Origin of the sequence: Aminivibrio pyruvatiphilus (genome assembly GCF_004366815.1) — a bacterium.
GTDB lineage: Bacteria > Synergistota > Synergistia > Synergistales > Aminobacteriaceae > Aminivibrio > Aminivibrio pyruvatiphilus.
Window position 1 is genome coordinate 101,030 of record NZ_SORI01000006.1, and the last position, 20,066, is coordinate 121,095.

Consider the following 20,066-nt stretch of genomic DNA (forward strand, 5'->3'; position numbering starts at 1 on the left):
TTCCAACCAGGGGGATTTGAGTATGATTGCACTTTTGAGGAGAACATCAGGAACTTCGAAAAGCAATCCCTTGCCCGCAGAAAGAGTGAACAGCAAATGAAAGCTCTGGTATATCACGGCCCCAGAGAGTTGATCTGGGAGGATGCTCCTGATGTAACACTGGGCCCCAAGGATGTGAAAATCGCCGTAAAAGCAGTTGGGATATGCGGTTCCGATGTTCACGGATATCTGGGCCTTACGGGACGCCGCACACCTCCCATGATTATGGGACATGAATTCTCCGGCGTTGTAGAGTCCATCGGCGAAAAGGTCACTCTGTGGAATGCCGGAGACCGTGTCACTGTTCAACCCGCTCAATTTTGCGGAACCTGTGATTTTTGCAAAGCGGGGCAGACAAATTTATGCGGGAACAAGCGTTTCTACGGCGCCATGGACTGCAACGGTGCCATGGCCGAGTATATCGCAGTCCCAGAACATCTCTTGTATCGCCTTCCCGACAATGTTCCCTTTGACGCGGGTTCCATGATCGAGGCGGCTGCCGTCGCCTACAGGGGGGTCAAAAACGCCGGAGACCTGACCGGCAGGCATGTGCTTGTCATCGGCGCAGGGACCATCGGCCAGCTCGTTGTCTCCATCGCGCGCCTGAGAGGAGCAAAACGCATCTACATTTCCGATCTCAGTGACGCACGCCTTGCAACAGCGGTAAAAATGGGTGCGGACGTCACGTTGAATCCTCAGACCATGGACATACGCAAGGTCGTAATGGACGCAACGGAGGGCAAGGGAGTCGATATCGCAATAGAAGCCGTCGGCGTCACCCCGAGCGCAAAACAGAGCATTGAACTCCTGCGGACAGGGGGAACCGCTGTCTGGATCGGCAACTCGGCAAAGTTCGTCGAAGTTCCCATGCAGGAAATAGTCACGAGAGAACTCCGTATTCGCGGAACTTACATCTACTCTCACGATGAGTTCGGGGAAGTCCTTGAAATGGTGAACAGCGGAGGTATTTCTTTCGATCCCATAATCAGTCTTCGCGCAAAAATGTCAGAAGGAGCCCGATGGTTTGCACAACTCGCCGATTCTCCGGGGGAACTGATAAAGATAGTTCTCATCCCGGAATAAAACACGAGGAGGGAAAAAAATGAAGGCTCAAAGCAGGAAGTTGGGGAAAGTCGCGGTGCTGTTGTCGGTTCTGTTTATCGCAACAATGGTTCTTGTCCTTTGCCAGACAGCAAATCAGGCTGCTGCACAGGACGACGTGAAAATCGAGGCCGAGAAGAAGAAGAATGCGGAGTTCGTGCTGAAACTTGCCTACACTGACGCAGCGAACTGGCCGGCAAGCGGAATCAAGCCTCTGGGAGAACATGCTTTCGCCCTCATCTTCAAGAGTATCGTGGAATCGCGGTCCAACGGCGCTATGTATGTCGAACTCTTCCCCGCCACATCCATGGGACAGAGCAAGGAAGTCATCGAGATGGTCCAGACGGGAACGCTCGAAATGGGGATCCAGACCGGCGCATTGGCAGGGGTTTACCCGCCTGTGCAGGTAATCAACCTCCCCTACGCGTTCCAGTCCGACGAGATCGCCTGGTGGATATTCGACAACAGCGAATTCTGGAAAAAAATGACAGCGGAAATCGAAGAAAAAACAGGCATTAAGGTGCTTGCAATGGGACAGAACGGAACCAGGCATTTCACCAACTCCAAGCGCCCGATCCGCGAACCCAAGGATATGGAAGGCCTGAAGTTCCGCGTCATGCCCTCCCCTATCTATGTGAAAACGCTGGAAGCCATGGGAGCAAGCGCAACACCGCTCGCCCACGGCGAAATTTACACATCATGCCAGACCAAGGTCGTTGACGGGCAGGAGAATCCCATCTGGAACATAGCGGCCAACAAATGGTACGAAGTTCAGGACTACATGACCCTCGACGGCCATACGTGGAGCGAGGACATGCTGATCATCAATGCCAATTTCTTCAACAATCTTCCGAAGGCATTTCAGCAGATAATCCGTGCTGCAGCCTACCAGGGGCAGACTGCGGGACGCGCGTCCGAATCACTGGGTTCACTGGTTACCGATTTCGCGATCCTCGAGAAAAACATGGAGATCTACTCTCCGACACCCGAGGAGATGGCAAAGTTCAAGGCTGCTGTCGTTCCCGTAGCCGACTGGCTTAAGCAGGAAATCGGCGCCAAGTACGTGGAAGATTTTTACAAAGCCGTCGAAGAAGCCGAAGCTGCTCTGGGATACAGATAGTTTTTTCCACGGAATCTGCGTGCAGGCTTCCATTCCCGGAAGCCTGCACGTTACTAAACACGGCGGAGGACAAGATGAGTGTACTCGATACATCATTCACACTTTCACGGAAGATAAGCGACATCGTCGAGCGGGCGAGCATATGCATAACGGTCTTCTACATTGCTGCTGTCTTCTGCGTCGTCTTCCTCGGAGTGATAATGCGGATCATCGGATCCACGTTTTCCTGGAGCGAGGAGATCTCCCGCTGGCTCCTGGTGGGAATCACGTATATCGGAGCCAGCCTTGCACTCAAGCGACAGCAGCACGTCGGCATCGCGCTGGTGATCCGCGCCCTTCCGAGAAAATGGTGCAGGATAACCGTCATTCTTATAGATATCGCTGTCATGGCCTTCATTTACTATGGATTCAGAACGAGCCTCGCAACTGCTCTTCAATCAGCGAAACAGTTCGGCGACATCATAAAATTGCCTATGATGTACGTAAAGCTGAATCTTCCAGTCGGTTTTTTGTTCATGTTGGTCCATATGGTCTATTTTCTGCTCGGCGCATTCAGGGCAGAGGATCCCCAGGATTTCATCCTGAGCAGCTGACGGCCCGGCCTGAAACAGGAGAGATGTCATGACTACACTGTTGTTGATTTTCATTGGAAGTTTCGCCATAGGCGTCCCTATTGCCTTCGTTCTGGGACTGACGGCACTGTACTATCTTCTCTTCGTCAGCAGCGTGCCGATCATGATTCTGGGACAGCGCCTCTACGCGGGAGTCGATAACTTTGTTCTGCTGGCGATTCCTTTCTTCGTTTTCGCCGGCGAGCTGATGAACCGGACAAAAATTACGGAAGACCTGGTGAACTTCGCCAAAATGCTGGTCGGCTGGATTCCGGGTGCCCTGGCGCAGGTCAACATCGTTACAAGCGTCTTCTTCGCCGGGCTTACCGGAGCAGCCGTGGCCGATACGGCTGCCATAGGATCCATCCTCATTCCGGCCATGAAAGATGAAGGATACACGGCTGAATATGCGGCAGCGGTCACTGTGACATCCTCGATAATCGGTCCGATCATTCCTCCGAGCATCAACATGGTGGTCTACAGCACGGTGACGATGGAATCGGTCGGCGCTCTTTTTATGGCCGGATTTGCCCCCGGCATTGCGATCGCACTCGGCCTTATGATAATAGCGCTTTTCTTCGCGTTAAGGGAAAACCACCCGAGGAGGAAAGAGCGGCTTGCAAAAGGAGAAGCCTGGCGTACCACCAGGAAATCCCTTCTTGCTCTGCTGGCACCTGTTATTCTGGTGGGAGGAATCTTCAGCGGTCAGTTCACTCCAACCGAGGCAGCCGCAGTAGCATGCGCTTACGTGCTTTTCGTCGGCGTCTTTATTTTCAGGACCCTCGGATGGAAGGAGATCTTCGAAAGCCTCAAAGTTACAGCAGTTACATCCTCCGTCATTTTGTTCATAATCTCCATAGCTACTGTGTTCGCCACAATGCTGACGCTGGAAAGAATCCCCGCCCACATCGCCCATTACATTCTCTCCCTGACTCAAAACAAATATATCTTCCTTCTGGTTATCAACATCTTTTTATTGTTTGTCGGGATGATAATGGAGACCGGTGTAAGCGTCATTCTTCTGGCTCCTATTCTGCTTCCCGTTGCGACAAGCCTGGGAATTCATCCTCTTCACTTTGCGCTGGTCATGCTGGTCAATCTGAATATCGGTCTCAACACACCGCCGCTGGGAGTCTGCCTTTACGTTGCCGCCCCCATAGCGAAAGTACGGTTTGAGAAAATAGCACGAGCTGCAGTTCCGTTCATCGCAATGCAAATTGTTGTTTTGATGATCATCACATACATCCCGGAGATTATTCTCTTTCTCCCAAGACTCCTTGGTTATATAACATAAGACAATAAACACAAAAGAGTTTCAGCGTGCTGTGCTGTTACCTGAACCGACATCCGGGTCAGTATGGAAGTTTTAAACACGCATACTGAAATTGCGAGGATAACATTCCCGGACTTTTCCGTTGCGCTGTTACCCTGATTGCCCCATGACACAAACAACATTTTCACAAGGACAATACTTTCCTGGAGGTGGATCATGAATCCTGAAAGAATCGCAGAACTGAAAGAAAAGGCGCGGGCTGTGCGCCTCGGCATCATAGAGGCCCTCGGCCTCGAGAAGAGGGGACATCTCGGCGGTTCCATGTCATGCGCCGACATCGTGGCGGCCCTGTATTTCTACAAGATGCGCCACGACCCGAAAGACCGCTTTATGCCCGACCGGGACCGGTTTATCATGAGCAAGGGACATTCCGTGCTCGCCCAGTACGCCGCCCTCGCGGAGGCAGGCTATTTCCCGAAGGAGACCCTGAAGAAAACCAAGACCCTGGGATGCATCCTCCAGGGACACCCCGAGCGGGAGACCCCCGGAGTTGAGGCCAACACGGGTTCCCTCGGCCAGGGACTGTCCATCGGTGTGGGCATGGCTCTCGGAGGCCGGCTTGACGGTCTCGGCTACCACACGTGGGTTATCCTCGGCGACGGGGAACTTGCGGAAGGGCAGGTCTGGGAAGCCGTCACGGCAGCATCGGCCTTCAAGCTGGACAACCTCACAGCCATCGTGGACATGAACGGTATCCAGGCAGTGGGCAAGACCTGCGACCGGTACGATCTCGGCGACATCCGCGGCAAATTCTCCGCTTTCGGCTGGAAAACCTTCGAGATCGACGGCCACGACATGGCCCAGATAGTCCGTGCCCTGGATGAGGCGTCCGAAGTCAAGGGAGTCCCCACCGCCATCATCGCCCGGACAGTGAAGGGCAAAGGCGTATCCTTCGCCGAGAACACCCACGCCTACCACAACAACCTGCTGACGAAGGAACAGCAGGAACAGGCCGTGCGCGAAATACTCGCCATGTGAGGAGGACGGGACCATGTTGATGAATCTTCGGACTGCCTACGGCGAGGAACTTCTCGCCCTTGCGAAAGAAAATTCCAGGGTCGTGGCCCTGGACGCGGACCTCTGCGGCTCCACCCAGTCGGTGGTGATCGAGAAGAACTTCCCCGAGCGGTATTTCGAGATGGGCATCGGCGAACAGAACATGATCTCCGTGGCGGCAGGCCTTTCCCTCACAGGCAAGATCCCCTTCGCCCACTCCTTCGCCGTCTTCGCCTCAGGGCGCCCCTTCGACCAGATCCGCCAGAGTGTCTGCCTGCCGAAGCTCAACGTGAAAATCGTCGGTTCGAGCTGCGGCCTCTCCGACTTCGGCGACGGCGCCACTCACCAGTCTTTCGAGGATCTGGCCACCATGAGGGTGCTTCCCGGAATGACCGTCTTCTGCCCCGCCGACGGAGTGGAGACGAAATGGGCCGTCCGTGAGGCTGCGGCCATCGACGGGCCGGTCTACATCAGGCTGAACCGGAACGACCTTCCTGTTATTTTCGACGAGAATACCCCCTTCGCCACCGGGAAGCCCCTTGTGGTGAAAGAGGGCTCCCAGGTGGCCCTTATGGGCACAGGCACCATGACCGCCATCGCCATGGAAGCCGCGGACCTTCTGGAAAAGAAGGGCATCTCCGTCCGGGTAATCCATCTCGGGACCATCAAGCCCATCGACGGCGAAGCCCTCGCGAAGTCGGTAAACGGCGTCAAGGGCATTGTCACCTGCGAAGAGCACACCATCTACGGCGGGCTCGGCTCGGCAGTGGCGGAAGCTCTGTGCGCAGCTCCCCTGCCCATGCGCATGGTGGGAATCCAGGACAGGTACGGCCAGTCGGCGGTCTGCTACGACGAACTTCTCGTGCATTACGGCCTGACGAAGGAAAATATCGCGGCGGCTGCCGAAAAACTGCTGTAAAATTTCGATAAAAGATACCCAACGGGAGGGATTGCAATGCAGAACATTGGATTCATCGGTCTCGGGATCATGGGGAAGCCCATGGCGAAGAACCTTCTGGCAGCCGGAAAATCACTGGTCGTCTATGACATCGTTCCGGCAGCCGTGGAAGAACTCGTCTCCGCGGGCGCCGAAAAAGGAACAAGCCCCAGGGACGTGGCGGAGCGGAGCGACATTGTCATCACCATGCTGCCGAACTCTCCCCACGTGAAGGAAGCCGTCTGCGGCGAAAAGGGCATCCTCGAAGGGGCCAAAAAAGGACAGATCATTGTTGACATGAGCTCCATCGCCCCCCTGGTGAGCCGGGAACTCGGGGCACTCCTCGCCGAAAAGGGAGCCGAGATGCTCGACGCCCCCGTCAGCGGGGGCCAGGAAAAGGCCGAGAAGGGAACCCTCGCCATCATGGTGGGCGGAAGCGAAGCATCCTATGAAAAGGTGAAAGACATCCTCGCCTTCATGGGCAAGAGCACCCTCGTGGGCGATCTCGGCGCAGGGCAGACCACCAAGCTGGTGAACCAGAGCATCGTGGCCGTGAACATCGCTGCCGTCGCCGAAGGCATGGCCTTCGCGAAAAAGGCCGGAGTAGACCCCGAAAAGGTGTTCAACGCCATCCGGGGCGGCCTCGCCGGCAGCCAGTGCATGGAGGACAAGGCCCCCCGCATGTTCGAGGGCAGATACAACCCGGGCTTCCGGATCAACCTCCACATCAAGGACCTGAACAACGTCCTCGAGACGAGCCGCTCGCTCCACGTGTCCATGCCCCTGACGGCCCAGCTCATGGAAATGTTCCAGAACCTTGCAGCCGAAGGCCACGAGACCCTTGACCACGGCGCCCTGGGCCTGTTCTACGAAAAGCTCAACAGCCTTTCGCTGAAGAAATAAGGGAAACAGTCCGGAAGCCGCTCCCTTCGGGAAGCGGCACGCCTGCGAAAAAGGAGGGATGCCCGGGAGAGAGTCTCGAAATCCGGAAGGGTACGCGGAATCCGAAAGCTTCTGTTCCACTGATACCAATACCTGACAAAAGGAGTGGTTATTGTGAAGAAGTTCGCTTCCATTATCGCCATTGTCCTGATCGCTGCCCTCGCTCTCGGCGGCACAGCCTTCGCAGCCGACAAGATCTGGCCCAAGGGAACCCCGACGGTCATCGTCGGCTTCGGAGCCGGCGGCGGCACCGACACGTCCGTCCGTCCCATGATCGCACTCATGTCCAAGTACCTGAACGAGACCATCAACGTGGCCAACATGCCCGGCGCGGCCAGCGCGGTCGCCGCGGAGCACGTCCTCGGCCTTCCCGGCGACGGCTACACCATGTTCGCCACCGGTTCCGGATGCTTCGGCGGCTTCAAGATCAAGGAAACCTCCAACTCCGGCTGGGAAGAGTGGACATCATGGCATCCCTTCCAGGGTCCCGCAGCCATCCTCGTGGGCGCCAACAGCCCCATGAAGACCTTCGACGACGTGGCAAAGGCTCTGAAGGACGGATCCGTCAACATGGGCATCTCCGGCTTCGGCAACGGACCTCACGTCATCATGCAGGCCATCGCTGAAGTCGCCGGCATCGGCGAAATCAACTACGTCACCTTCGACGGCGACCGTAACGTGGCCACCGCCGTCATGGCCGGCGAAGTCGAAGTGGGCATCGTGACCTTCTCCTCCGCCATCGACATGGCCCAGGCCGGCTCCATCCGCGCCGTCACCGTCATGATGAAGGAGCCCATGAAGATCACCGACGCCATCACCATCGATCCCATCGTGAAGGTTCTTCCCGGCAGCGACAAGATCCCCGACCTGAGCGAAACCTGGCCGATCTGCATCCGCCGCGACGCCCCCCAGGAGATCAAGGACAAGATCACCGAGGCCTTCCACTGGGCCCTCAAGCAGCCTGAAATCCTTGAATACACGAAGCAGAAGGGCCTGAACATCGTCGGGCTCACCGGCGATGACGCGGACCGCTTCCTTTCCCTCCAGATCTCCGGTTACTCCTGGGTACTCTACAACGCCAAAATGGCAGAGAAGTCCCCCGCCGACTTCAACATTCCCAAGCTCGCCGACTGGAACTGGGAGACCGAAAAGAAGAAGCTGAACAAATAACATGACAGGAAGAGTGCACAAGGGTTCCGGGGCGGACTACATTTCCGCCGTATGCCTGATCGTCTTCGGGGCGGCGTTCGCAACCGCCGCCCTGAGGATGCGGGTATTCAACAACTCCTTTCTCGTCTCCCCCGGGCTTTTTCCTCTCATTCTGGGAGGCGTGTTCATCCTTCTGGGCTTCCTCCTTCTCCGCTCCGCAGCAAAGCGGGGCGGAAAGGACCAGGCCCTCCATGTCCTCGGGAAGGAAAACCTGACCGCATTTTTCTCCTCTCCGAAGGTACGGAAAGGAACCGTCCTGCTCCTCCTCGTCATCGCGTATGTCGCGGCGGTGGCATATATCCCGTTCCTCTGGGCAACGGCGGGATATCTCATCGTCACGTTCCTCTACCTCAAGGCCATGAAGCTGCACTGGAGCATTCTCCTGGCCTTTGCGGCGGCCTGGGTGATCACCGCAGCCTTCCGGGATCTCTTCCGGATCCCCATGCCGTAAGAAAGGGAGGAGATCATGGAAATACTGCATCTTCTCGCGGATGAAACGGTACAGGTGGGAACCTCCCTCGTGGGAGCCCTCAACCCCACCATTCTCGGCCTGATTTTCGGAGGTAGCCTTCTCGGCCTCCTGGTAGGAGCTATACCGGGCCTCACTGCCACCATGGCCCTGGCCCTTCTCATCAACCTCTCCTACGGCATGCCCCTGGAGAACGCCGTGGCCTTTCTTCTCGCCGTATACATCGGCGCCGTCTCCGGAGGCCTCAACGCGGCCATCATGATCAACATCCCCGGCACCCCCTCCGCGGCGGCCACCTGCCTCGACGGCTTCCCCCTGGCGAAGCAGGGCAAGGGCGGCCTCGCCATAGGCACGGGGCTCATCGCCTCCTTCGTTGGAACCATCTTCAGCATCCTGGTCATGATCTTCCTCTCGCCCCTCATCTACAAAATCGCCCTGAAGTTCGGCCACTGGGAGATGTTCCTGCTTGCCCTCTTCGGCATCATGATCTGCGGCACCCTCTCAGCCGGAAAAGACCCCCTCAAGGGGTGGATCGTCGGCTTCCTCGGCTTTGCCGCCGCCATGGTGGGCATGGAGCAGATCTTCGCCTATCCCAGGCTCACCTTCGACTTCCTCCAGCTCAAGGGAGGCATCCCCCTCATTCCCGCGCTCATCGGCGTCTTCGGTGTCTCGGAGTTCCTCGCCGTGCTCCAGGAGGAAGTGGCCTACAAAATTGAAGGGAAAGTCGGAAAGGTCATCCCCCCCATGAAGGAGTTCGTCCCCCTCATCCCCTCGGCGGTCCGTTCGGGAATCATCGGCGTGATCATCGGCGCAATCCCCGGAGCCGGGGAGGACATCGGCAGCTGGCTCTCCTATGACGTGGGCAAACGGCGCTCCAGGAAGGGGCATCTCTTCGGCACCGGCAGCTATGAAGGCCTCGTCTGCTCGGAGGTGGCAAACAACGCCGTCATCGGCGGCGCCATGATCCCCCTGCTCACCCTCGCCGTTCCCGGCAGCCCCCCGTCGGCCATGTTCCTGGCCGCAGTCTGGCTTCACGGCGTCCGTCCGGGCCCCATGCTCAACTTCGAAAACCCCGGCTTCCTGCCCCTCGTGGCGGCAATGCTCATCCTCGGGTCCTTCGCCATGCTCTTCTGGGGGCTTACTCTCGCCAAGCCAATGGTGGCAGTGCTCAAGATCAAGCGGGAAATCCTTCTGCCCATCGTCATTCCCCTGACGGTGATCGGCGCCTATGCCGGCGGAGTCCGCATCTTCGACGTCTACCTCATGCTTGCCTTCGGCGTGCTCGGCTATGCGCTGCGCCAGATGGACTACCCCCTCGCGCCCCTGGTCCTCGGGCTCATCCTCGGCCCCCTGGCCGATACCAGCTTCCGGCGGGCCCTGCAGCAAAGCCGGGGCGCCATTCTGCCCCTGCTCGAGCGGCCCATCGGGCTCATCCTGCTGGCCTGCGTCGCGTGGCTTATCTGGACCGGCATCAAGAGAACGAAACAGTACTACGCGGAAAAGGCGATAGCGGACGCGGCGGAAGACGCCGCGGCAGCGGCCGCCGAGTCGGAATGAACGACCGCGCCGGAGAACACCCCGGTTCATGAGGAGGAGAGACACATTATGCGCGCAGTAGTGAAATATCTCAGGGAAGACGGCAACACGGAAGTGCGGGACGTCCCCGTACCGGAGATCGGGCCAGCCGATGTCCTGGTGAAGGTGGCCTACATAGGCATCTGCGGAAGCGACCCCCACATGTTCCACAACCAGGTTTCATACCCCATGGCGGTGCCCATCATCCTCGGGCACGAATTTTCGGGGACCGTCGAAAAAGTCGGTTCGGAAGTGAAAAACTGGAAGCCCGGCGACAGGGTCACCGCCGAAACCCATGCCCGCTTCTGCGGGAAGTGCGTCCTCTGCAAGACCAACAACTACCGCTTCTGCAGGGAACGCAAGGGATACGGCTTCGGTGTCGACGGGGCTTTCGCCGAATACGTCTGCGTCCCCGAGAGGATTCTCCACGCCGTTCCCGATTCAGTCACCCTCAAGGACGCCTCCTGCACCGAGCCCGTCTGCGTGGCCTACAACGTGGTCATCGCCAAGATGGGCGTCAAGGCCGGAGACTCCGTGGCCGTCCTCGGCCCCGGCCCCATCGGCATCCTGTGCGTGCACATGGCCAAAATGGCAGGAGCCAGCCACATCGTCGTCTTCGGCGCCCCCGGGGACGAAAAGCGCCTTGAAATCGCCCGGAGCTACGGCGCCACGGAAACCTACGTCCTGGGCGGATCGGCGGATCCCAAGACAGTGGCGGCCAAGTTCAACGAAGGCTACGGCTTCGACTCCGTGGTGGACGCCGCAGGCCCCACCGCCACCCTCAAGATTTCCATGGACGTCGTCATGCCCGGCGGCGTCATCAACAAGGTCGCCTGGGGGCCCAAGCCGGTGGACATGAGCCTCGACCCCCTGCTCTCCAAGGGCGTCACCCTCCAGGGCTCCTTCAGCCACACCTGGGACATCTGGGAAAAGGTTCTCGTCATGATGGGCCAGGGACAGATGCCCCTGGACGCCCTCATCACCCACGAGCTTCCCCTCGAGGAATGGCACGAGGGCTTCGAGCTCATCGAAAGCAGGGATGGCCTCAAGGTCGTCCTGAAGCCCTAACAGCAAAGGAAACGCAACGACAACGCGGGCCGGGGAGACGACCCCCGGCCCGTTTCCTCTTTAAGTCTCCTTTTTCGAACATCCATAAGAATCTCATTCCCCGGCGTGCATTCCTAAAAAGCGAACCTTCGCCGGGAAAGACGGAAAACTCAGGTATGAAGGAAAGGATTGACGATCCTGACTCCCCGGACTGTCTGCCCGTCGTTCAGATCTTCAGAAAAAACCATGGCGCACCGTGCCTGCTCCGCCGCCGCGATTATCAGACCGTCCCAGAACGACAGCCGGAAGAGAACGCTGATGTCGATTCCCTGTTCGATGGTGGTCAGGTCAACGGGAACCACTTCCATATTGCCGAGGTTGTGCACGATATTCTTCGCGATCATGGCGTCAACCTTCAGCTTCGTCGTGGAGGCGCTGTAGAACTCCTGCATCACCTGGGTGGAGATGACGGGGATCTGGTCTTCCACCACGCCTCTCACTATGGCCCTGGCCCTGGCCTGTTTCTCGCTGTCATGGCCGTCCAGAGTGTACACCAGAATATTCGTGTCCAGAAATATCTTGGTCCTAGACACGGTGCAGTTCGTCCCTTGTCCATGTTTCGCCGCCGGAGGAAGCACCCGCCCTGTCCATGAGGGAGAAGGTGTCCTCCAGCCATTGGGAGGAGTCCGCCGTGACCGTCTGCTCGACTAGGCGCCGGACGAGGGAGTTGAAGGAGATATTGTGCCGCTTCGCGTACTCTCTTCCGCGTTTGAGAATTTCCTTGTCAATCGAAAGGGTTATGTTCCGCATATTTCCACCCCCTTGTTGCACATAATACGTGCGCACGTATCTGTTGTCAAGATTTTGAGAACGAAACCCCAGGCAACAAGCGAAGCGGGCCGGGGAGATGGATCCCCGGCCCGCGCTTTCTGTCTTATGCTCTGATGCCGTCCGTTATTTCCTCGGGTGCCGGCCGTGCCTGCCCCACATCCTGTTTACCTTCTCGAGCTGCTCGGGGGTCAGCATCCCGCGAAATTCCCCGAACGTTCCCGCCATGGCGAGGGCTCCTTCAGAGAGAATATCCACGGCCTTTTCGGCGGTCTTCCCGATCATCTCGTCATTCATCGTCCCGTCCCGGAGGGCGGCCCGGCCTTCCTTCAGCACGGCAAGCAGCCTGCCCATCCGCTCCTGCATGGCGGGTGCCGAATCTGTGAAGAGTTTCCCGGCCTTCTCCCGCTGCTCTTCCGTCAGGTCCAGGAAGCCATGCCGGAAATCGTGCCTTTTTCCGGGAAAATCGGCAATCCGCTGCTCCGCCCGCTTTTCCAGGAGGGAAAGGACATTTTCCGCCTTGGCGCGCTGTTTCTCGTCCAGCATTCCGTACAGGTCCGAAGCGGCCCGGAGGGCTCCCTCCGCCATTTTCACCAGTTCAGGCCGTGCACTCGCGAGGACCTCACCGGCTTTCTTTCCGTCAAAGGGCTCAGTACCGGAAAACAGCGACCGGACTTCCCCCCGAAGGCCGAACAGAACCCTGGCCGCGGTCCACTTCTGCTCCCGCAGCTTCCCCAGTATGCCGTCCGCCTTTGTCCACTGCTCCTCAGTGAAATCCAGAGGATTGACGGCCCGGAACATTTCGGCCCTGAAGGTCGGCTCTCCGCCGCTCCTCCACCGTCCCGGAGCTCCCCATGCAAACGCTCCTCCGAGAAGAACCAGGACTGCCGCCCCAAGCAGCGCTCCGGAAAATATCGATCGTTTTGTCATGTGTTCAACCTCCCTCTGCAAGATGCCGGGGTGCTCCCCGGTGCGGCAGGATCATACACCGGAGAGCATGAACGTGCCCTTCAGCCAATCCGCAGGAACATCAAGAAAAGTAAACGTCTTCCCCCTCTCCTTAACCAACCTTTACCTCCCGCCGCTCCCGGCTGTCGTATAATGGCTTCAGCGCCGGAAAGATGGTCGTCCCGGCCGATTCATGAACGAGAGGAGGCCAAGGCCGTGCATACCCTTCTTCTGCTCGATGACGACAGGGAGCTCTGCGACCTGCTGACGGACTACCTGAAGCCCGAGGGATTCGAAATCCTCACCGCCCACGACGGCAACACGGGACTGGCGGCCGCCCTGAACTTCCCGTCCCTGGACCTCATTCTGCTCGACGTGATGCTCCCCGGAAAGAACGGCTTCGACGTCCTCCGGGAGCTGCGGGCCTATTCCGGGGTTCCCGTCCTCATGCTCACCGCCAAGGGGGACGAAGTGGACAGGATCGTGGGCCTCGAACTGGGGGCGGACGACTACCTGCCCAAGCCCTTCAATCCCCGGGAGCTCCTGGCCCGCATACGGGCCATCCTCCGCCGGAAAGACTCCCCCGCTGCCCCCAACGCCCAGGAGCGGCTTGTCTCCGGGGACATCGAACTGGACCCCGCCCGGCGGACAATCCGCGCGGGAGGAGCGGACATCGACCTCACCACGGTGGAATTCAAGCTCCTGGAAGCCCTTCTCCGCACGCCGGGGAAGGTGGTGTCCCGGGACGCCCTCTCCCGGGCCGCCCTGGACCGTCCCCTCTCCCCCTTCGAGCGGAGCCTGGACGTCCACATGAGCAACCTTCGGAAAAAACTCGGCCCCTGCCCTGACGGATCGCCCCGGATCAGGACTCTCAGGAGCGAAGGATACCTCCTGGCATGCGAAGCTACACACTGAAGCTCTTCTGGTGGTTCTGGCTCACCGCCGCCGTGGCGGTCGTTGCCAGCCACATGATAGGCAAGCTTGCCGAGGAGGAGCAGTTCCGGAACCGGGGGGAAACCCTGCGGGAGATCGCCGCCCTCTACGGCGAAAAGGCCGTCTCGATACTCGACCGGAGCGGCAGCGGGGCGGCCCTGGACTACGTAACCGGCCTGCAGCGCACCATCCGCATCACCGGTTTTCTCTTCGATGAAAACGGAAAGGAAATGTTCGGCCAGCCCGTCCCGGACTACATCCGCGCCATCCTTGCCGAGGCACGGAAGAAGAACGGACCGGCGGGCAGCTTCGAGCGGGGGCGGCCTCTCTTCGCCGTTCCCCTGGAGTCGCGGCCCGGATACATATTCGCCGGAGCCCTGCCGAACCTCTTCAGGGAAAGAACCTCAGCCGCGACCTTCTACCGCCTCTTCACCGCCGTCCTGGCCGCCGCCTTTTTATCGTGGATCCTGGCGGTCAGGCTCACCCGGCCCCTCAAGGGACTGGGAAAAACCATGAGGAAATTCGCCGCCGGAGCCCTGGACGCCCGGGAAGAGCGGGCAGCCCGACGAAAGGACGACATCGGCGCCCTGGCCCGGGACTTCAACGCTATGGCCGCCAGGATCGAAGAACTGCTGAAGGGGCAGCGGAGACTGCTTGCCGACGTATCCCACGAGCTGCGCTCTCCCCTCACCCGTCTCGGCGTGGCCCTGGAGCTTGCACGGAGACACATTCCCGAGGAAGCGTCCGGAGAATATGAGAGAATGGAAAACGAGCTGGCGCGGATGAACACCCTCATCGGCTCCCTGCTTCAGCTCTCGAGGCTCGACGCCCTGGACAGGCCCGAAAACCGGCAGACCATGGACCTTTCGGCCCTTCTGGGAGAGATCGCCGAGGACGGAGAATTCGAGGGAGCCCCCCACGGCAGGGGAGTGTCCGCGGACATCCTTCCCGGAGTATCCTACTCCGGCGACCCCGCCCTGCTCCGGAGCGCCGTGGAAAACCTGGTCCGCAACGCACTCCGCTACTCCCCCGAGGGAGAAACGGTGGACGTATCGCTCGCGCTGCAGGACGGCAAGGTACGCATTCTCGTGGAGGACAGGGGACCGGGAGTGCCCGATGAGGAACTGGAGCACATCTTCACCCCCTTCCACAGGGTGGAGCAGGCCCGGGAACGGACCCTCCCCGACGAAGGCTGCGGTCTCGGCCTCGCCATCGCGGGACGGGCGGCGGCCCTCCACGGAGGGACCGTCACCGCCCGGAACAGGCCCGAAGGCGGACTTGCCGTGGAAATACTGCTGCCGGAAGACCGGCCGGAAAAAGACTGAGGAGGAGACATCATGCCGGGAAGGACACGGGCGGACATCGCCCCGGGAATGAAAGTGAAGGTCGTGAAAAAGGAAGACCAGGGAACGGGGAAGCTCACCGAAGGCATCGTGGAAAGCCTGCTGACCAAAAGCCCCCACCACCCCCGGGGCATCAAGGTCCGCCTCGTGGGCGGCGAAGTGGGACGGGTGCGGGAAATACCGGAAGAATAACGCTGCCGTCAAAATACAAGCGCAAGGAGTGTGCTGCCATGAGAAGCGCGGAAGAAAAGGCGGAATCCAGAAGGGCCGTCCTCGAACAGCTCGGCAAGATGGGCATTTCCTACGAGATGATAGAGCACGATGCGGCCTATACGGTGGAGGACATGGACCGCATCGGCTTCGACGAAAAGGTGACCGTCTGCAAGAACCTCTTCGTCCGGGACCAGAAGAAAAAGCCCTCCCACTGGCTCGTGGTGGTGCACAAGGACAAGCGGGCCGACCTGGACAGCCTGGCGGAGCAGCTCGGCACAAAGCACCTCAGCTTCGCCTCCGCCGACCGGCTGAAACGGTACCTCGGCCTCGCCCAGGGAGAGGTCACCCCCCTCGGCGTCCTCAACGACGCGAACCATGAAGTGACCGTGGTCTTCGATCAGGATCTCAAGGGAAAAGAGCACCTCGGCGTGCACCCCAACGACAACACGGCCACCCTGATCCTCTCCTACGACGACATCCTCACGTTCGTCACCGGACAGGGCAACCCCGTCCGGCACATCACCGTCAGGGGGTAGCCCGACCGGCCGGGGAACTCAGCGCAACTCCCTGGTGGTGTGGAAGACGATCTCCGGCCACTTCTCCCCCACGTACTTCAGCAGCCACTCCCCTTCGGCGAGGAAGGCCAGGTTGCCCTCCCCGTCGAGGGCGAGCTGGTTTTGGTTGACTTTCTGGAACTCTGCCAGCCGCTTCGGGTCGTCGCAGGTCACCCACCGGGCCAGCCCGAAATTCACCGGCTCGTAATCGGCATCCACGCCGTATTCGGCCTTCAGGCGGGCGATGGTCACGTCGAACTGCAGCACCCCCACCGCCCCGAGAATGTAGTCGTTCCTCGCCAGGGGCCGGAAAAGCTGCACCGCCCCTTCCTCCGTAAGCTGCAGCAGCCCCTTCTGGAGCTGCTTCGCCTTCAGGGGCGTCTGGAGCCGCACCCGCCGGAAGTGCTCCGGGGCGAAGCTCGGGATGCCGGTGAACTTCAGGGGCTCCTTCTCGCTGAAGGTATCGCCGATCTTGATGGTGCCGTGGTTGTACAGGCCCACGATGTCCCCCGGCCAGGCTTCCTCTGCCAGGGCCCGCTCCTGGGCCATGAAGATCACGGGATTCGCCGCCGTCACGTCCTTGCCGATGCGGTGGTGCCGCATCTTCATCCCCCGCTCGAACTTCCCCGAACAGACCCGCAGAAAGGCCAGCCTGTCCCGGTGGGACGGGTCCATGTTGGCCTGGATCTTGAAGACGAATCCCGAAAAGGCTTCCTCCTCCGGGGCCACCGTGCGGCTCACCGCCTCCCGGGGCCGGGGCGCCGGGGCGATCTCCACGAAGGCGTCCAGCAGCTCCCTCACGCCGAAGTTGTTCACCGCGCTGCCGAAAAAGACCGGCGTCTGGTTCGCCCTCAGGTAATGCTCCAGCTCAAAGGGGTTCGCCGCCCCCTCCAGCAGGGCCAGGTCGTCCCGAAGCTCCTCCGCCTGCCGGCCGAGCGCCTTGTCCAGCGCGGGATCGTTCACGTCCCGGATGGTCCGCACGTCCTCCACCCGGTCGCTTCCCGGGGTGAAGAGGTTCAGCTCCTTCCGGTAGAGGTTGTAGGTGCCCCGGAAGAGCTTCCCCATGCCGATGGGCCACGACAGGGGGGCGCACTCCACCTGGAGCTTCTCCTCGATGTCGCCCAGGATGTCCAGGGGGGCCATTCCCTCACGGTCCAGCTTGTTGATGAAGGTGATGATGGGGGTGTTCCGCATCCGGCACACCTCCATGAGCTTCCGGGTCTGGGTCTCCACGCCCTTCACGCTGTCGATCACCATGATCACGCTGTCCACGGCGGTCAGAACCCGGTAGGTGTCCTCCGAGAAATCCTCGTGCCCCGGCGTGTCCAGCAGGTTGATCTCGTAATCCCGGTACTCGAACTTCATCACCGAACTGGTGACGGAAATACCCCGCTCCTGCTCGATGCTCATCCAGTCGCTGGTGGCGTGGCGGCTTGCCTTCCGGGCCTTCACCGCACCGGCAAGGTTGATGGCCCCTCCGAAGAGAAGCAGCTTCTCCGTCAGTGTGGTCTTTCCCGCGTCGGGGTGGCTGATGATGGCGAAGGTCCGCCGCCGTTCGATCTCCTTCCGGAGAGATGATTTTTGGTGTGGAACGTCGCTGTGTGCTGCCATGATTCTCCATTGCTCCTTCTTGCCGAGGAAACGGCACAACAGGACCGGAGGTCGCCCCCGGCCGTTTTGAAGGTATTATTTTACGCTATCGGGACGGAATTTCAAAAGGGGGTGGTTTACCCAAATCAGCAGTTTTTTCAGGCAGAGGGAGTGTCGCCGGGCACAGCGCCCGGGCCGAGAAACCGACAAGGATGTCGGTTTCAGGTGCAGTTGTCATGGACGACAATCTGCACCGGCGGCCCAAGCGAGCACCGGTGACGCTCCCCGCTGCCTGCGGATTTTGGACGAACATTGATCAAGACGATCACCGGCAGCCAGCCTGCAACAGCCCACGACCGGTTCTCTGCGGTGTATAATTTCAAAAGCTGTGATCGACATCCGGTGTTCCTTCAGCCGCCGGAGCCCGGAGGCGAACAGGCAGGAATAGACAAAGGATGATGAATGCCATTTTCCCACCAGCGAGGAGAGATACCATGAAAACAGTGATCGTTGTTGCATGTGCACTCCTGGCCTTCGGAGCGTTCTTACTTTCCGCCCGGCCTGCAGACGCAGCGGAACCTTCCGTTTCCGTCGATTACGAATACGGCGATCTGAAAGAGGTGATCGTCGGCCTGCCCTACGGCATGTCGCCGTCGCTGGAAGCGAAATGGTTCGCCGACGCGCTGAAAGTGCTGCCGGATGATGAAGCGGAATACGCCCGGAAGACTGCGGGGATGCTCTGGACGGAGATGATCAACCCCGACACGGGGAAAAGCGAAACGCAGATGCTGGAAGAGGAAAACCAGGCCTTCATCGCAATCCTGCAGTCCCTGGGCGTCACAGTCTACCGTCCCGCGGAGATCACCGTCGATTTCATCAAGAAACACTACGGCGCGGATGTACTGCTCAACGGCTTCAGCCAGGACTTCCCCCGGGACAACATGGCCGTCATCGGCAGCAACGTCATCGAATTCAATCTGCGGACGCCGATCCGCAAGGTGGACATCTCCGGATTCCGGGATATCCTGACCGAAAAATGTTCCGACCCGGCAGTCAGGTGGTTCTCCATGCCCCACACCGAGCTTCTCGAACCCGCCCGCGCCGACGCGCCCCTTCTGGAGGGCGGCGACGTCATCGTGCTGGGCAGAACCGTTTTGGTCGGCAATACGGAAAACCCCAGCGTGGGGTCCAACGAGGCCGGCTACAACTGGCTCAAAAACATCCTGGGCGAGAACTATACGGTGAAACGCGTCCGGCTTGTGGAAAGCGTGCTGCACCTGGACTGCGTGCTCTCCGTACCCCGCGACGGGCTCGCCGTCATCTGCGAAGAAGCCTTCCTCGACGGTCTGCCCGAAGAGATCAAAGACTGGGACCTGATCAGGGTCAGTCTGGATGATGTCAAGCGGCTGGCCGTCAACGGCCTTCCCGTCAATTCCCAACACTACGTCCTGTCCTATAACCTGCACAACGACAACCGCTGCATCCAGACCGAGCTCGAAAAACGGGGCATCACAGTCCACCGCGTGTTTTTCGGAACCCACAACGGCCAGGGCGGATCGCTGCGCTGCGCGACCCAGCCACTGAAGCGGGAGGTCAGGACGACGAACCCCTGAGACTCTTCAAGGACGCCTGCGGTCAAGCGGGGAGGACGTATTCTGCAGCTCCTGCGGGATTTCCTGCCCTCGCACCGGAGCACCCTCAGGAATCTTCGGGAAACGGTGACCTATTGCGGGAAAGTGGGTGTCCCTTGACACCTGCGACAGAGCACCGTGAAAAAAGTTTTTCTTTTTCAAGCAGCCTAATGTATAACGTTTGTTAAGTTTGCTATGTTTTCTTCACATAACAATGCAACGTGACTCGCATTTCTATAAATTCTTGGTGGTCTGTGTTTTTTTGGGTATAGAGCCTTCATTTTTATAAAGTGATCAGCTCTTCTATCCTGTGACGCGAAGATAAGGCAACCTGAAGCACAAAACAAAGCAACAATATGCGCGTCGTCAAAATCATTGCAGCAGACGATTCCCTTTAATCGTGTTTCTTCTGCATCAACAACATCATCGCTAATTTCACGCAACTTGCGCACTCGTTTAAGTTCAACAAGATTTTCCAGGTACTTAGTCATATTTCTTATTTCAAACCGATAGCGTGTTCCACCAATAACCAAACATGTTCCGTCATGATTATACAACCACTTTAAAAGTGGTTTAAAATCTTCATGATTTGAACTCTTTGGGTTAAACAATAAATGGAACGAGTTGGTATCCAGCACAAAACACAT

At 59.1% G+C, this 20,066-nt stretch carries 20 protein-coding genes and 1 pseudogene; 16 read left to right on the forward strand and 5 right to left on the reverse strand.

Going from position 1 to position 20,066, the window contains the following annotated elements:
- Window positions 1–96: 96 nt before the first annotated feature.
- From C8D99_RS06350 to C8D99_RS06400, 11 genes and pseudogenes are all read left to right on the forward strand, one after another.
- Window positions 97–1,122 carry a zinc-dependent alcohol dehydrogenase gene (locus C8D99_RS06350; RefSeq protein WP_133957288.1) on the forward strand — a complete coding sequence of 342 codons (1,026 nt, stop codon included), beginning with the start codon at window positions 97–99 and terminating at the stop codon, window positions 1,120–1,122.
- Window positions 1,123–1,141: 19 nt separating this feature from the next.
- Window positions 1,142–2,260, forward strand: a complete 1,119-nt coding sequence (locus C8D99_RS06355; protein ID WP_133957289.1) for a DctP family TRAP transporter solute-binding subunit — start codon at window positions 1,142–1,144, stop codon at window positions 2,258–2,260.
- A gap of 74 nt (window positions 2,261–2,334) precedes the next feature.
- Complete coding sequence (locus C8D99_RS06360) at window positions 2,335–2,853, forward strand: TRAP transporter small permease (protein ID WP_133957290.1); 519 nt, start codon at window positions 2,335–2,337, stop codon at window positions 2,851–2,853.
- 28 nt (window positions 2,854–2,881) lie between these two features.
- Window positions 2,882–4,165 (forward strand): TRAP transporter large permease, encoded by a 1,284-nt coding sequence (locus C8D99_RS06365; RefSeq protein WP_133957291.1) that lies wholly within the window; start codon window positions 2,882–2,884, stop codon window positions 4,163–4,165.
- Window positions 4,166–4,360: 195 nt separating this feature from the next.
- Window positions 4,361–5,182 (forward strand): transketolase, encoded by an 822-nt coding sequence (locus tag C8D99_RS06370; protein WP_133957292.1) that lies wholly within the window; start codon window positions 4,361–4,363, stop codon window positions 5,180–5,182.
- Window positions 5,183–5,195: 13 nt separating this feature from the next.
- On the forward strand, window positions 5,196–6,119 hold the full coding sequence (locus C8D99_RS06375; RefSeq protein WP_133957293.1) for a transketolase family protein: 924 nt from the start codon (window positions 5,196–5,198) through the stop codon (window positions 6,117–6,119).
- A 24-nt stretch (window positions 6,120–6,143) separates the two neighbouring features.
- Window positions 6,144–7,040, forward strand: a pseudogene (gene garR, locus C8D99_RS06380) (2-hydroxy-3-oxopropionate reductase); the annotation flags it as partial.
- A 153-nt stretch (window positions 7,041–7,193) separates the two neighbouring features.
- Window positions 7,194–8,249 carry a Bug family tripartite tricarboxylate transporter substrate binding protein gene (locus C8D99_RS06385; RefSeq protein WP_133957295.1) on the forward strand — a complete coding sequence of 352 codons (1,056 nt, stop codon included), beginning with the start codon at window positions 7,194–7,196 and terminating at the stop codon, window positions 8,247–8,249.
- 1 nt (window position 8,250) lies between these two features.
- On the forward strand, window positions 8,251–8,739 hold the full coding sequence (locus C8D99_RS06390; RefSeq protein WP_133957296.1) for a tripartite tricarboxylate transporter TctB family protein: 489 nt from the start codon (window positions 8,251–8,253) through the stop codon (window positions 8,737–8,739).
- Window positions 8,740–8,754: 15 nt separating this feature from the next.
- The gene (locus tag C8D99_RS06395; RefSeq protein ID WP_133957297.1) at window positions 8,755–10,314 is read left to right on the forward strand and encodes a tripartite tricarboxylate transporter permease; all 1,560 of its coding nucleotides are present in this window, start codon (window positions 8,755–8,757) and stop codon (window positions 10,312–10,314) included.
- A 48-nt stretch (window positions 10,315–10,362) separates the two neighbouring features.
- The gene (locus C8D99_RS06400; RefSeq protein ID WP_133957298.1) at window positions 10,363–11,400 is read left to right on the forward strand and encodes a zinc-dependent alcohol dehydrogenase; all 1,038 of its coding nucleotides are present in this window, start codon (window positions 10,363–10,365) and stop codon (window positions 11,398–11,400) included.
- 149 nt (window positions 11,401–11,549) lie between these two features.
- On the opposite strand, the gene C8D99_RS06405 is transcribed toward C8D99_RS06400, so the two are convergent.
- The 3 genes from C8D99_RS06405 to C8D99_RS06415 all read right to left on the reverse strand — a co-directional run bounded on the left by C8D99_RS06405 (window position 11,550) and on the right by C8D99_RS06415 (window position 13,137).
- Complete coding sequence (locus C8D99_RS06405) at window positions 11,550–11,972, reverse strand: PIN domain-containing protein (protein WP_208321107.1); 423 nt, start codon at window positions 11,970–11,972, stop codon at window positions 11,550–11,552.
- Window positions 11,965–12,189: a DUF6364 family protein gene (locus C8D99_RS06410; protein WP_133957300.1), complete on the reverse strand. Its 225-nt coding sequence runs from the start codon at window positions 12,187–12,189 to the stop codon at window positions 11,965–11,967. Before C8D99_RS06410 ends, C8D99_RS06405 begins: the two co-directional genes overlap by 8 nt.
- Before the next feature lie 144 nt (window positions 12,190–12,333).
- Window positions 12,334–13,137 carry a Spy/CpxP family protein refolding chaperone gene (locus C8D99_RS06415; RefSeq protein ID WP_133957301.1) on the reverse strand — a complete coding sequence of 268 codons (804 nt, stop codon included), beginning with the start codon at window positions 13,135–13,137 and terminating at the stop codon, window positions 12,334–12,336.
- Window positions 13,138–13,371: 234 nt separating this feature from the next.
- Here C8D99_RS06415 and C8D99_RS06420 point away from each other — a divergent pair, with 234 nt between their 5' ends.
- Genes C8D99_RS06420 through C8D99_RS06435 form a run of 4 tightly spaced genes read left to right on the forward strand, consistent with a single transcriptional unit; the run spans window position 13,372 to window position 16,180 of the window.
- Window positions 13,372–14,070 carry a response regulator transcription factor gene (locus tag C8D99_RS06420; RefSeq protein ID WP_133957302.1) on the forward strand — a complete coding sequence of 233 codons (699 nt, stop codon included), beginning with the start codon at window positions 13,372–13,374 and terminating at the stop codon, window positions 14,068–14,070.
- On the forward strand, window positions 14,052–15,413 hold the full coding sequence (locus C8D99_RS06425) for an ATP-binding protein (RefSeq protein WP_133957303.1): 1,362 nt from the start codon (window positions 14,052–14,054) through the stop codon (window positions 15,411–15,413). Before C8D99_RS06420 ends, C8D99_RS06425 begins: the two co-directional genes overlap by 19 nt.
- Window positions 15,414–15,425: 12 nt before the next feature.
- A complete protein-coding gene (locus tag C8D99_RS06430) occupies window positions 15,426–15,623 on the forward strand; it encodes a YwbE family protein (RefSeq protein WP_133957304.1) in 198 nt (65 codons plus the stop codon).
- A gap of 38 nt (window positions 15,624–15,661) precedes the next feature.
- A complete protein-coding gene (locus C8D99_RS06435; protein ID WP_133957305.1) occupies window positions 15,662–16,180 on the forward strand; it encodes a prolyl-tRNA synthetase associated domain-containing protein in 519 nt (172 codons plus the stop codon).
- An 18-nt stretch (window positions 16,181–16,198) separates the two neighbouring features.
- On the opposite strand, the gene C8D99_RS06440 is transcribed toward C8D99_RS06435, so the two are convergent.
- The gene (locus C8D99_RS06440) at window positions 16,199–17,809 is read right to left on the reverse strand and encodes a peptide chain release factor 3 (protein ID WP_133957306.1); all 1,611 of its coding nucleotides are present in this window, start codon (window positions 17,807–17,809) and stop codon (window positions 16,199–16,201) included.
- Between the two features lie 473 nt (window positions 17,810–18,282).
- On the opposite strand from C8D99_RS06440, the gene C8D99_RS06445 reads away from it, so the two are divergent.
- Window positions 18,283–19,401, forward strand: a complete 1,119-nt coding sequence (locus C8D99_RS06445) for an arginine deiminase-related protein (RefSeq protein WP_166670049.1) — start codon at window positions 18,283–18,285, stop codon at window positions 19,399–19,401.
- 185 nt (window positions 19,402–19,586) lie between these two features.
- On the opposite strand, the gene C8D99_RS06450 is transcribed toward C8D99_RS06445, so the two are convergent.
- Window positions 19,587–20,066, reverse strand: a complete 480-nt coding sequence (locus tag C8D99_RS06450; protein ID WP_133957308.1) for a hypothetical protein — start codon at window positions 20,064–20,066, stop codon at window positions 19,587–19,589.